The organism is Gammaproteobacteria bacterium, assembly GCA_013816845.1.
In the GTDB taxonomy this organism is placed as follows: domain Bacteria; phylum Pseudomonadota; class Gammaproteobacteria; order DSM-16500; family DSM-16500; genus Aquicella.
The window spans coordinates 459727-474648 of record JACDDU010000001.1 but is presented as its reverse complement, the minus strand read 5'-3'; the positions used below and the strand labels follow the sequence as shown (position 1 = coordinate 474648).

Here is a 14922-nt window from a genome sequence, read left to right as displayed (position 1 = left end):
TACCTCTTAGATGTCGTTACCTTCAAAGTAAACATTATTTTTCGGCTTCAATATTCCGCATGGCATTTTTTTGCTTTTCTAAGATCTCAGTAAAAAGATTGGCAGGAACCGGTTTACTAAAATAATACCCTTGTGCGAAATCGCAACCTTTAATAGTAAGAAAATCTAATTGCGCTAGTGTCTCAACCCCTTCTGCAAGCGTTTTCAATTTTAACTCTTTTGCCATAGCAATGATTGCAGAGACAATGGTCATGCTGTCATTATTATCAGGAATATCACGTATAAAAGATTGATCGATTTTAAGTTTATCCACTGAAAAACGTTTAAGGTAACTCAAGCCAGAATAGCCTGTACCAAAATCATCAACCGCAAGCGACAAACCTAGCGATTTTATTTGCTGAATGATGGGAATGACTTTCTCATCTAAAATTGCAGTTTCAGTGATTTCCAATTCCAGGCAAAGTGGATCGATGCCTGTTAATAAAATGGCACGTTTAATGGTATCGATAATGCTTTCATGACGTAATTGTTTTTCGGCTAAATTAACTGCAACTTTTAATCCTTTAAAACCCATGTCATGCCAGCGTTTGGTTTGGAAACAAGCCTCTTGGAGCACCCATTCACCGATAGGAATAATAAGACCTGTTTCTTCGGCAATCGGAATAAAATGCATGGGTGAAATAAAGCCATGAATTGCATGTGGCCAACGTATTAAAGCTTCCATCCCATATATTTGCCGCGTTTCAATATCGATAAGAGGCTGATAATTAAGTTGAAACTCTTTATTTTGTAACGCAGTATGCAAATCTGATTCAAGCTCTAATTGTTTCGGTAATTGAGCATTAATTTCTTCACGATAGAACTCAAGACGATTACCACCAAACTGTTTTGCAGAAAGCATGGCTGCATCTGCATTAATTAATAAGGCTTGGGTACTTAGCCCATCTTTTGGATAGAGACTAATGCCAATACTTGCAGTCATCCGAACACTACGTTGTTCTAAATAAAAAGGGTCAGCTAAAATAGAAAAAAGTTGTTCTACATACTTCATCACTTCACTTTCTTCCATAGGTACAAATACAAGATTGAAAGTATCTTTGCGCGAAATTGTTGTAATAACGCGCGGGGCATTCTGAGATTTTTGTAACTGCTGCAGAAGTAAACTAAGCCGATCAGATACAGAGCGAATAATGGCGTTACCCGCTTGCGCACCTAAACTGTCTTCTATGACTTCCATTCGATTTAATGAAAAACAAACAAGGGCAAAAGTCTGATTTGATTTTTGCACAAATTCGATACTTGATTCGACATATTGAGGAAGTAAACGTTGATTGGGTAAGTCAGTTAATAAGTCATGGTTAGCTTGATAGCTAACCAATGTATTTTCCAATTTTAGCTTAAGAGACTCTTTAAACCATCGGGTACTTCGTAAATTAATTCCAATCATAAATCCCATATAAATGAGAGAATAAACACCGATGATGTTATAAAAAAGACCCCCTTGATAAAAACTCCATGCCATTAATGGAAGCAACATGATGTTGAGCGTTAAAACACACAAACCAAATTGGCCGATCGATCCCGTAGCATAACCAGTCGTTGCTAAAAAAAATGTAGTAAGGGCTAAATATTGGCGCGTAAAATCCTGTGGAAGTAAAAAAATACCAGGAACCCATGCAATCGCACATCCTGCCATTAATCCTACGTAAGCCCATTCCCAATTTTGTAAAGACAACATTGATTTATGACGGATATATAAATAATAAAGCCCTGTTAAAGCAACCATCATGAGGTTAAAAAAAGCAAGCCAGGCTAAAAGCCAGAAAGTCTGAGCCTGTTTATAATAAATTAGAAATAATGCAATGCTGATGACGACACCACTGATAGTCCCCGGCAAGCAGCCCTCATAAAGATGATCAACTAATTCAGCTTTGACTTGCTGAGTTATTTGTAGCTTTTCATCCTGGGTTACTTGCCTTTGATCAACATCTATATCCATTATTTCCTAGTCCTGGTTAATAAACTTCTTCGATTGTATAAACGCGTTCTAATGCATCAAGCTTAACACCAGGCCTAATCGCTGCAACATATGAAGTTGCCGCACCTTCCACTTCTTCAAAGGGTTGTTGATTACCTAATTTGAAATCTTTGAGATTAATGCGGTTACATAACTGTAAAACACTGAATTGATGCGTAACGTTTTCACTTACAGGATTGGTAAATTCTGCATAGGCAAAATCATAACCTTTGCGTGCTGCATTTTCGATACACGCCATGTCAACCCCTACAAATAGATGCTGTCCACGAAATTCAGGATCCACTGCCGCAATCCACACATGAGCAATTTTACCCTTTAGAAATTTTTTCCCACCTGTGAAGGGCCGAGACAATTCTTCAATCAACGCAAAAACAGGACGTAACCGGGGGTAGTGTGCAATTTTGGGGATGAAGGGATCAGACAAATCTTCAGCGATAGTACACGCAATAACACGATTTTGTTTATCTACAGCTACTTTACTCAATCCTTCTTTCGTGGCTTTTTGGACAACTTCTTTCACAAAAGGCTCGTAATCTTCATAAGCGATATTTAACGATTTAGTAATGGGTTCACTATCACAGAAACTTCTTACTAATAAATCAGTGGTTGATTTAGCATGAGCTGGGGTTAAGGTTTCAATACTTAAATCAGATTTGTCGAGTACTTTCTTATTCATATAAACCTCCTTATCAAGTTGCAAATCAATAATAAATTGATCGATCAATTCCTTTGTAACATTCGTTAAAACGCAAATGGTTGCGCGATCCCCAGTCAGCATCAGTTGATATTTTTTAGCAATCGTATTCGAAGGCCGCGGGAAGATGACATTAAAATGGTAAGGATAATAAACTTCATCTGCACCATAAATTTCTTTTAACCTTTGATAGAGATAACGCGCGCGAGCAAGATTTTCTTGTACCATTCTTGTAAGTTTTTTCTGATCTTTATGAAGTCCCAGACTATGAAGCGCATTATAAAACATCAGCACATTCAAACCCGATCGAGAACCTGTAATCGTTACATCAAGAATATTACCGACGTAATCAATACTTCTTTCACTTTTTTCGAACGCTTTCGCAAAAAATTCTTTTCGTGCTAAAAGAATACCACACGGTTGCGACAATCCTGGATACTTATGTGCAGAAACCGCAAGTGTATTAACACCAATCGCCCCAAAATAATTCTCAACCTCTCCAAAAGGTTTGATAACGGGCATAACAAATCCAGTGAGTGCCCCATCAAGATGAATAGTAAAAAAAGGTTTATGAGGGAGTGATCTCAGAATTTTATAAATTCCAGGAACATCATCAATTGCACCAGTAATGGTTGTACCAATGTTTGCAATGACAACAATCGCACTTTCAGGATAAGCACCGCGATTTAAAATTAATTCCTTTTTAAAACTTTCTAAATTCATTGAGCCATCTTTATTGGCTTCAACCGGGCGAATATTTAAATGTAAAATTTCTGAAATTTTAGGAATGGAATAATGGGTGTGACCTTTAGTGAAAAATACCGTGGGGGTTAATAACTGTTGTACGGTATTACGTTTTAAAGCGACCGTATTTTTTAAATCAATAATTTTTTGAAGGTATTCATTTATTAATTTATGATCAGTTTTGGATATTTTACCCAACGCTACAGTTAAATCTAATTCTTCCTTTAATTGGATTTTAATTTGATCATCAGAATTAATTAACTTAGGTAAAGCGCTATTAATGAGGAAGCGCTTGGACCACCAAAGACCGGCAAAGTTTCCTTCGGTTCCACCCGTTGTCACATAGCCCCGAGCACCTTGAGGTTTTAAGCCATAATGTCTTTCTAATATAGAAATAAGATCGCGTTCATGCTTTTTAACTTCCATCAGTGAGGTTTCAGAATCTTTAAAGGGATCACCTACATTGTTTAACAAAACATTCGCTAAACTGTTAGGTTCAATCCCTAAAATTTTATTATCAACGACACCTAAGTAAGTGAGTAAGGAGACAGGGTATCCAAGCTTATGATTAGCTAAATGATTAATATAACGGAGCAAGATCTTAAAATCTTCGACGTGACCTTTTATGGGTGGATCTTTGAGATCAGATCGTCCTTTTCTCCGCATAAAAAATTAATCCGCCATAAATATACTTGAATGAGGTATTACATTTAACTATTCTAAATGCACTTAAATTCAGGAACGATAAGCCCTTGATTTATTTTGCGCCTCGTCAGCCAAAATCACCTACTTCAAGTATTAGATTCATCAAGTTACAATTTTAATATATCTGGCTAATGTGCGGGTAGCAAGAAGCATGATATGATGATTTTATGGGTAATTTTAATGCTGAATGAGACCTCATCAACCATTCGCTGAATAAAGAACCGGAAGTAGTTGATTTATCGGAGGAAGAATGCGAATCCGGGCTGACAAGATTTTTCTTTTAAGCCTTGTGTGGTTAAGTTTTATTATTATCCTCATAAAAGCCTACTCGCCCCTCCTTCTTTCCATTCTGACCCCCCTGTGTGTTTTGTTTACGCTTTGGGCTACTGGGACACTCACTTCAGCAAAACAATCGCAGCCTGTGGAAAACAAGGCAGATTCAATACAACAAGCCTCTCCTTCACCACACAACGAAGTTGCATCAAAACAAGAACTCCTCCTGCCAGATCAACTTTTCTTTAATGAAATATTTAGTAAATCAAATAATTATGCAAAGCGCCACAATAAATCAAATGCTGTTTTATTAATTGAGATTGAACGTTTGCATGAAGAAAATGTCGATTTGAATGCACAAATTTTAAAACGTATTCTTGCGACTTTGCGTGCTGAAGATATTATAATGCAACCCGCAAAAAATCAATTTATCATTTTAATTAGTGATATTGGTCAAGAAAAATTTGCAAGCTCAGTCGCACAAAAAATTTTACACACTTTTAAAACACCATTTGAGCGTAATCATCACAATATAAAACTAAGCGCTAAAATTGGCATTGCACTTTATCCTCATGATGGTCTAGAGGTTGATGAACTTTTACAAAAAGCCAATTCTGCTATTGATAAAATTCGCAACGATTCAAACATCAGTTTCCAATTTTACGATGCCGAGTTGAATCAACTCGCACAAACTTTTTTGGAATTACAAAACGAGCTTCGAAAAGCTGTAGAAAAAAATGAGTTATCCCTTTATTACCAACCTCAAATTCGCGTAAAAACAGGAAGCATTACAGGTGTTGAATCCTTATTACGTTGGAATCACCCCACCCTTGGCAACGTTCCTCCTGCGCAAATTATAACATTAGCAGAAGAAACTGGATTAATTGTTAAAATCTCAGAATGGGCAATTCTGCAAGCATGTAAGGTTAATAAATATTGGCAAGATGAAGGCTATGAACACATTGATATTGGAGTGAATATTTCTGCCAAACAATTTTATCACCCGAACTTTGTCCCACTCATTCGTCATGCACTACGTATTTCACTGTTAACAGCTTCTTATTTAACACTTGAGATTAATGAATCAACAATTATGTCTGATACGGATAATGCTGGGAAAATTATGGCAGACATTCATCGATTAGGTGTTAAAATTGTGCTCGACCATTTTGGCACAGGCTATACCTCTATTAGCCAACTTAAACACTTTCCGCTTACTGCAGTGAAAATTGATCGACTTTTTATTAAGGGCACACCAGATACGCCAAATGATACTGCTATTACTAACGCATTTATTTCCCTTGCTCATCATCTAGGGCTTGAAGTGATAGCCGAGGGAGTCGAAACTGCCAATCAAGCCGAGTACTTAACCCTTCAGGATTGTGATATTTTGCAAGGTTATTATTTGGGGCATCCTCAAGATGCCGATACGATTACCCATCAATTAGTCAAACTGAGAGAAGGCATACTATTTTAATTTAAACTAGGATGTTGTCTAAGAGAATTTATGCACCTAAAAACTAAAATTATGATTTTAGTCTTAACAAGTGGAATCGTAATTACTTTAACTTCGTTTATCATACTTTTTATTTTACAACGGTTTTTACCGGCACACCGAGGGGATGCTTTACTTCTTAATTATTTTTTAATCGCAGAATTATTTTCAGCTATTGCAATTTCTTATGTTGCTTGGCTCGTAGCCCGAATACTCACAAAAGATTTAAAAGATTTAAAAGATTTAAAAGATTTAAATAAAATATTACCTGCAAAAATAATGACTTCCACTGAAGATCATCCCGTTATTATAGATTCATCTCAACGTCAATCACCTACCACTACGAGAGAGTCGGTAAAATCTTTTAAAATTAGAGATAATCTTTCAGCACCTACCCTTGCTTCCCATCAAGATCCTTTGACAGCTTTTCCAAACCGTGTTTTTTTTAATGAATTGCTAAATAAAGCGATCAAACACGCTGAACGCCACAGTAAAGTATTAGCTATTTTATTGGTGGATATTGATCACTTTCGAGAAATTAATGAACGCCTAGGTCAAGTGCGCGGTGATTTAATTTTAAAAGAAATTAGTCAACGTTTTATGAATACATTACGTGCGGGTGATACCATTACCCGACTGGCAGGTGATGAATTTATTGTTTTATTAAATGACATTGATCATCCTAAACTTGCAGGACCTGTTGCGGAAAAATTACTTCAAGTGTGCAAACCTTCAATTATCATTGATGGAGAAATTATCAATTTTTCTGCAAGTATTGGTGTTGCTATTTTTCCAAATGATGGTGAATCCTTAGAAGACTTACAAAATCATGCTGATATTGCTTTATATAAAGCTAAGCACGAAGGTGGTGGGATTTACCAATTTTATCGCCATGAAATGTTTCTCGCCGCTTATGAGCATGTTAAGTTAGAATCTTCGTTACGGAACGCACTGAAAAACAATGAGCTAACACTCTATTACCAACCCCAACTGGATTTAGAACAAGGCGTTATTCGATCCGTTGAAGCATTGATTCGGTGGCATCATCCTGAACTTGGCGTCGTGGGTCCTGAAACTTTCATTCCCTTTGCTGAAGAAACGGGACTAATTATTCCTATTGGCGAATGGGCACTTCGCGAAGCTTGCAAAGCCTGTCGTTCCTGGCAACTTAATGGGTACAATCCTATCAGTGTCTCTGTCAATATTTCTCCCAAACAATTTCATCATCAAGATGTTGTAAAAATGGTTGAGGATGCGTTAAAAGAATCCGAACTTGATCCCACAATGTTAGAAATTGAAATTACTGAAACGGCAGTAATGGAAAATATACAAGCTAATGTTAATCGACTCAATGCTATTCATGGGATGGGCGTGCGGATTTCAATCGATGATTTTGGTACAGGTTACACATCACTCAGTTATTTAAAGCAATTTCCTTTGAGTATTTTAAAAATAGATCAGACTTTTATTAAAGGTATTCCCCACAATCAAAATGATATGGCGATTACCAGTGCCATTATAGCCTTGGCTCATAATCTCGATTTAGCAGTCATCGCAGAAGGAGTAGAAACAATTGAACAAATCCAATATCTTGCTGAACGTAATTGCGATCTTATCCAGGGTTATTTTTTAAGTCGACCGCTGCCGGCAAGTAAAATTATCACCCAATTCACTAAGAAAAATAACCATGAAGGTGAAGTGATTGCGTAAATAAAACCTGCAAACTTTTCCTACCTTTATAAATAAGAAAAAGTAAAAGAGTTCTCTCTATTTGTAGGTATAAATATTCCTCTAGAGGATTAGATTAATTAGACAGTATTATTTAATTAAGCTCGAGGCGTAACCATTTTGTTTGCCGCTTCGAATAATTTTGCCTCTCGATATACGCCTTGATTAGGCGCCTTTTTAAAAAAACAAATGCTTGGAACTAATAAGAGGGAGCCACTAACAATACTGGTTACACCAAGAGCTTTTAAAAGAATGAGTGCGCCTAACCCCATGCCCGCTAAACCGACCGGTGATGCTGCACCAAAGGTTCCAATACAAACAGTAATGCCTAATCCAATCAGTAGTAATGCGCCAAAACCTATCGCAGCACCTTTAACGGCAGCTGAAACGTCCCCGCGCCCATTTAAATCTCTAATACTACCGAAAATGTGACTTGCAGGATTTCTATCTTTCAAAGCTTGGGTGGCTTGGTTCAATATAGTGGTATATGACGCTAAGTGAAAAGCAAACTGTTTTTTTTGCGCAGGATTTAAAGATTCAAATTTCTTTAATGTATGTTTATTTTCAAGTTCAATCGCATTAGCTAAGGACTCCCCCTGAAGACAGAGAAGATCTTCCTCGTTACTCTTTTGAATTTCATTGCGAATTTTTTTCAATGATTGTTGGTAATCATTAATTCTTTGTTCTGAGAAATCATTGGGATTAAAGATTAAATATTGTTTAGGATCGTCTTTGAAATTTCTAAAAAAATCTGCGCAAGTTAAATGGGGTAAATAGCGGAAATTGAACGGCAAATGAATTTGACTAATCAAGTCCAAATACATTTCCTCAAACGCACTTTGGGTTTCATTGAATGAGCCATTATGAATTAAATACATGAGGCTCCACAAATAACCACATAATAAAACGTAGCGTTCTTGCAAAGTATAATCCCCAACGCCACAATTACGGTTTGACTGATGACGTGAAATAGAATCTATTCTTGCTTCAATGTTAAAAACATGCTGATAAATTTCATCATCAGTTACGACATAATTTTCTCTATACTTTATAAACTTTTTCTTAATGCTTTCCGCTATGCTGTTTACTTCGGCTTCTGCTTTCGCTTTTGATTCGTAACATTGAGACGCGGAGTCCGGCGTTAAAGATAAATTTTGAAGAAAAGCAGTGGCGTTTTCTTCGAGATGTTTTAAATGAAGAGCTTCTTCATTAATTGCTTTCAAAATTTCCAGTAAGTTATTCGTTCCTGAATAGGTATAGCGAGTATCTTGAAGACTTTTGATTAACGGCCCAACCGCTAATGGGGGCTTAAGTGCATTATAATGGGCAAACAACTCACTGTTCACCCCTCGCCTTTGCAAAACATACTTTAATTGCTGAGCTTGAACAGCGTACCCTTGCAATGCCGCTTTCGATTCCTCAATCTTCTCGGGCGTATATCTAATGAAATGATTTCTGAGCATGAAATGAACCCACCACTTTAATTTTTATTATGAAGGTGTTGAATAAATTAGAATTTTTATTGTGTGTTATTATATCATATTACAAGTTTTTTATAAAATCTTGGAAACTCTCTTCATCGAGGCAGGGAATGTTTAATGTTTTAGCTTTTTCTAGTTTAGAGCCAGCATCGGAGCCGACGATAACATAACTTGTTTTTTTTGAAACACTATTGGCAACCTTAGCACCCAATGATTCTAAACGTTCGGTGGCTTCGTCACGAGACATAGAGATCAATGTGCCGGTGATAACAAATGTTTGGCTTGTTAAAGGCAAATCAGTTTGTTTTTCAAGCTTGGGCCAGTTGACTCCAACATCAAGAAGTTGTTGAATTACTTTGCGATTATGTGGTTCATGAAAAAAATGCGCTACGTGAGCTGCGACAATCGGGCCTACATCAGAAACATTTTGCAAAGTCTCGACGGATGCATCTAATAAATTTTCTAGGGTATTAAAATGCAAAGCAAGTTGCTTTGCGGTTGCAACACCTACTTCTCGAATTCCTAAAGCATATAAAAAGCGAGGAAATGTGGTTAACTTACTGCTCTCCAATTCCTTTAATAAATTTTCTGCAGATTTTTTCCCCATTCTATCTAAATTAATTAAATCCTCGAGCTTGAGATGATAAAGATCTGCAATCGTTTGAGCCAAATTAGCTTCAACTAATTGATCAACTAACCGTTCGCCAAGTCCTTCTATGTCAAAAGCATGTCGAGAAGCAAAATGACGCAAGGCTTCCTTACGTTGCGCACTACAAAACAATCCCCCGCTACATCTTGCCACCGCTTCGCCGGCGATTTGTTCAATGGCAGAGCCACACACTGGACACTGGTGGGGCATTATAATTTTTTTAGCAGAGGGTGGTCTTTTATCCTTAATGACAGCAAAAACTTCTGGAATGACATCACCTGCACGCCGTACGATGACGGTATCGCCAATATGAATATCCTTGCGGTTTATTTCATCCATATTGTGTAAAGTTGCATTGCTCACTGTAACGCCACGTACATGAACAGGGGTAAGGCGTGCAACCGGGGTTAGTGCACCCGTGCGACCCACTTGGAATTCAACATCAGTAATCGTTGTGAAAGCTTCTTCCGCGGGGAATTTATGCGCAATGGCAAAGCGCGGTGCGCGCGTTACAAATCCTAATTTTTTTTGTAGAGCGAGATGATTCACTTTATAGACGACACCATCAATTTCATAAGGCAGCGTCACGCGGGTTTTTAAAATCTTTTGATAGAATTGCAAACAAGCTTCAAAACCACGAACCACTTTAATTAAAGGATTAATCCGTAATCCCCAATCAGCTAATTGCTTTAGTACATCACTATGTCGCTCAGGAAATTTTCCAGCCTGAACAAGACCCGTCCCATAAAAAAAAATTTCTAAGGGTCGCAGGGCGGTAATTTTAGAATTTAATTGTCGCAAACTACCAGCAGCTGCATTGCGCGGATTAGCAAATTCTTTTTCTCCTTGCTTACGTGCCGCTTCATTAAATTTCTCAAATCCTTTAAGCGGCAAATATACTTCGCCACGAACATCTAATACATCAGGTAGATTGCTACCCCGTAAGCGCAACGGAACCATTTTAATGGTCTTTATATTTTCAGTAACATCTTCGCCTCGGGATCCATCGCCTCGGGTTGCGGCTTGGGACAACACGCCCTGAATATAGCGTAAGCTAATTGCAACACCATCGAGTTTAGGTTCACAGATATACTCGATCAATTGCTCCGAATGTAATTTCTCTCTAATGCGTTGATCAAATGCTTCAATTTGTTGATCGGTAAAAGCATTATCAAGCGAAAGCATGGGAACATCGTGTTGCACTTCCTTAAATGCTTTTAGGGGCGCAGCACCCACACGTTGTGTCGGTGAATCAAAAGTCACAAATTCAGGAAATTGTGCCTCGAGTTCTTTTAATTGTTCAAAAAGTTCATCGTATTGCGCATCGCTTATCAGCGGATTAGCAAGCACATGGTATTGATAATTGTGCTCATTAATCTTGGCTTGAAGTGCCGCGATTTTAACTTGCGGATTTTCTTTGTTATTAGAGTTTTTTTTATTCATACACTCTTCTAAGACCCTGCTAAACTAATCGCCTTTTCAATATCGACACTAACCAGTCGAGAAACGCCTGGCTCATTCATCGTTACCCCGATTAAGTGTTCTGCCATTTCGATAGTCAATTTGTTATGACTAATAAAAAGAAATTGCGTTTTATCCGCCATCGTTTTAACTAAACGGGTAAACCGGAGAACGTTTGCGTCATCAAGCGCTGCGTCAACTTCGTCAAGTAAACAGAAGGGTGCGGGATTTAAATGAAAGATAGAAAAAATAAGCGCGATTGCAGTTAAAGATTTTTCACCGCCCGACAACAAATAAATAGTGCTATTACGTTTGCCAGGTGGGGTCGCCATGGTTGTGACACCCGCTTCAAGAAGATTATCACTCGTCAGTTCTAAGGAGGCTTTACCGCCACCAAAAACAGTAGGAAAAAGTTCCTGGAAACGTTCATTAACTTTATCAAAAGTTTCTTTAAACCGTATTTTGGTTTCTTTATCAATTTTGCTAATGGCCTCATCTAACGTAGCAAGCGCACCTTGTAAATCTGCCACTTGCCTATCTAGATATTCTTTACGCTCAAGACAAGTTGCATACTCATCAATGGCAACTAAATTGATGGGCCCTAATCGCGCAATACGTTGGACAACTTGATCCAACTTAATTTGCCATTCATCTGGTTTAATATCTTGGGGTAACTCTTTTAAAATATCTTCTAATTTAAAGGCGGTTTCTTTTAATTGTTCTAAAATCGTATCCGATTTCACTTTCCAACCTTGCCACTCAAGACGTAAGGATTCTAATAAAGTTCGAATTTTATTAATATCTTTCTCGATGATTTGACGCTTTTCTTCCAAGTGACGAAAATCTTGGTCCAATGTTTCGACCCCACTACGCGCAGTATTTAATTCAACTTCCATACTCACATGTTTATCTAATGCACGGGTCAACGACTTTTTAATCGTTTCAAGGGGCGGCATTGAAGTAAGTTCACTTTTTAATGTTATTTTACGGTCATTCAATGAAGCTAGATGCGCATGCAACCGGGTTATGTTTTGTTGCAAGCCTCCTTGCTGCGAAAGTGAAGTTTGTAATTTGATATCAAATTCATGCACTCGTTCTTTATTTTGATTAACTTCCTGGCGTAAATTTTGAAATAATTGTCGACTGTTTTCTTTTGCTTTGGTTAACGCTTCACGGGTTCCAGTTTGCTCTTCCAATTGGGTTAATGCAGATTGCCAAGCATTCTTCGCAATTTTAAGATCTGTATCTGTTTGCTGTAATTGAGCATGCGTATCATCTTGTTCATGTAAAAACCGCTCCGACTGAAGTTTTAACTCGGCGATTCTCTCTTGTTTCATTTTCTGCTGCGCAAGGAGTTGTGCTGATTTTGCTTGTTGTTGACTATGGCTTTGGGTAAGAGTATCTCGCTGTAATTCAAGTTTTTGAAGTTGATCACGACGCAAACTAATATTTTTTTCAAGCTCTTCTTGCGTTACTTGCATTTGTTCAATTCGTAGAGCCAATTGTTTCAATTCTTGTTCACGCTGAAATACACCAACGGCTGGATCTTCTTCCCTAAGAATTTTTAACCAAGAACGGTTGAGCCAAATCCCGTCCTTAGTCATGACAGATTCAAAAGCCTCTAACTTTTCACATAAGGCGAGGCCTTCTTCCATTGTTTCTGCTGCGTAAACTCCAGCTAGCAAAGTTTGAACAGGCAAATCAGATTTTATTTTTGTTGCAAGCAAACCACTCTTGTTGGGTTTTGCTTCAGTGAATGTAGGTGCCTCAATAGGAACGTACGCACATAAGTTGCCATTTTTAAAATCATCTAAATGATTGGTAATATTTTCTAATGAATCAACACAGACAGCTTGTAAATGCGAACCTAAAACTTTTTCTACAGCAAATTCCCAGCCTTTTTCTACTTCAATATGTTGAGCAAGCCGGTTTTTAGTATCTAACTGATGCGCGACGATCCAATCATGAGATGGATTGTTGCGTTTTCCTAGTGCAGTTTGTTGTAAAGCTTCAAGAGAAGCTTGTTGGCCGCGCAATCGCTGTAATTCGCTACGTACTTTATCAAGATTACTTCCTGAATCTTGTTGAGCTGATTGCAAATGAGAAACTTCTTTACGGACTTGTTGTAGTTGCTCATTTTGAAGGGACAATTGATCAGAAGCTTCGTAAGCTTGCTTCGCAAATCCTTCTAACTCTTTCGTTAACTCCGAAAAGTTAAATTGTACTTGTTCGTGTTGCAATTGTTCCTGACGTTTTTTTAGAGAAGCAAATTTTTGTTCCAAATGCTGGATACGCGTTTGTTCGACTTGTGCTGTTTGCGTTGTTAAAGCAGCGGTTTGATTAAATTCATCCCATGCGGCTTGCGAGCGCTGTACTTCTTCTTCAGCGACCATTAATTTTTTAGATAAATGATCATAATTTTGTTGTGCAGCATCACGTTCTGGCTCAAGACGTTCAATTTCATGCTGTAGCGTTTTTAATTCATCATCTGCATCTTCAAGTTGTGTTTTAATGAGTTGCCAATCTCCTTCGGTTTGCTTTAAATCATTCTGCCATTGAAGTTCGCGTTCTTGATGATGCAAGATATCTTGCTCAATGCGTGTAATTTCATTACTTATCGAATAGTAACGACGTTGAACCTCTTGCAAAGCATCATGCGCAACCCGCTGCTCGTGACGAATTTGTTCAATTTCCCGATCAGTACTGGCAATTTCACTATTACGGGCTTCAAGTGCGGTTTCGGCGCGTTGAATTTGCAAAGTATGATTGACCATTTTGCTATCTAAAAAACGCCATTGAATGCATAACAATTCGGCACGAAAAACTCGCTCTTGTTGTTTTAAAGTTTTAAACTTTTCTGCCACATTCGCTTGGTGTTTCAAATGACTTAATTGTTTGGTTAGTTCAGTGGTTAAATCATTAACGCGACTCAAATTTTCATTAGTATGTTGAATGCGTAACTCTGTTTCATGCCGACGTTCCTTATATTTGGAAATACCGGCAGCTTCTTCCAAATAAGTGCGCAATTCATCGGGTTTAGCTTCAATGACCCGACTAATCATATTTTGGCCGATAATGGAATAACTGCGTGGCCCTAACCCCGTTCCTAAAAACAAATCAACCACATCTTTTTTACGACAGCGAACGCCATTTAAGTAATAGGTCGAATCCGATTCGCGGCCTAGTGTACGTTTGACGGAAATTTCAGAAAATTTGGCATATTCACCGCCAAGGGTGCCATCAGAATTATCAAAAACAAGTTCAACAGAAGCTTGACCTACCGGTTTCCTAGCACTCGAACCATTGAAAATAATATCGGTTAAAGATTCCCCTCTTAAATATTTGGGTGAACTCTCCCCCATGACCCAAGTCACAGCATCAATCACATTGGATTTGCCACAACCATTGGGTCCCACAATCGCCACCAATTTACTGGGCAGCATAATAGAAGTTGGATCCACAAAAGATTTGAAACCCGATAATTTAATTTTCGATAATTGCATTATTTAATCCCTAGGAGGTTGCGCCTATTTTAGCCTATTTTAATAGATTCCCTATTTTAAATCGATTAAGCTATATTCTTGTAGCGCAAGTTACTGTTAAATACCAGAAAAAGGTACATTTTTCCCTTCCACTGTAGGCTAAACTTTAAGG

7 protein-coding genes are annotated in these 14922 nt (G+C 37.8%); 2 read left to right on the top strand and 5 right to left on the bottom strand.

Going from position 1 to position 14922, the window contains the following annotated elements; all coding sequences use genetic code 11:
• Positions 1-34: 34 nt before the first annotated feature.
• Complete coding sequence (locus tag H0W64_02195; GenBank protein MBA3660516.1) at positions 35-1999, bottom strand: GGDEF domain-containing protein; 1965 nt, start codon at positions 1997-1999, stop codon at positions 35-37.
• Positions 2000-2015: 16 nt separating this feature from the next.
• Positions 2016-4142: a hypothetical protein gene (locus H0W64_02190; protein ID MBA3660515.1), complete on the bottom strand. Its 2127-nt coding sequence runs from the start codon at positions 4140-4142 to the stop codon at positions 2016-2018.
• A gap of 289 nt (positions 4143-4431) precedes the next feature.
• Between H0W64_02190 and H0W64_02185 the strand changes: the two genes are divergently transcribed.
• Positions 4432-5931: an EAL domain-containing protein gene (locus H0W64_02185; protein ID MBA3660514.1), complete on the top strand. Its 1500-nt coding sequence runs from the start codon at positions 4432-4434 to the stop codon at positions 5929-5931.
• Between the two features lie 30 nt (positions 5932-5961).
• The gene (locus H0W64_02180) at positions 5962-7659 is read left to right on the top strand and encodes a bifunctional diguanylate cyclase/phosphodiesterase (protein ID MBA3660513.1); all 1698 of its coding nucleotides are present in this window, start codon (positions 5962-5964) and stop codon (positions 7657-7659) included.
• 116 nt (positions 7660-7775) lie between these two features.
• On the opposite strand, the gene H0W64_02175 is transcribed toward H0W64_02180, so the two are convergent.
• The 3 genes from H0W64_02175 to smc all read right to left on the bottom strand — a co-directional run bounded on the left by H0W64_02175 (position 7776) and on the right by smc (position 14771).
• A complete protein-coding gene (locus tag H0W64_02175; GenBank protein MBA3660512.1) occupies positions 7776-9140 on the bottom strand; it encodes a hypothetical protein in 1365 nt (454 codons plus the stop codon).
• Between the two features lie 79 nt (positions 9141-9219).
• Complete coding sequence (gene ligA / locus H0W64_02170; GenBank protein MBA3660511.1) at positions 9220-11250, bottom strand: NAD-dependent DNA ligase LigA; 2031 nt, start codon at positions 11248-11250, stop codon at positions 9220-9222.
• Positions 11251-11258: 8 nt separating this feature from the next.
• Complete coding sequence (smc, locus tag H0W64_02165; GenBank protein ID MBA3660510.1) at positions 11259-14771, bottom strand: chromosome segregation protein SMC; 3513 nt, start codon at positions 14769-14771, stop codon at positions 11259-11261.
• Between the last annotated feature and the right edge of the window lie 151 nt (positions 14772-14922).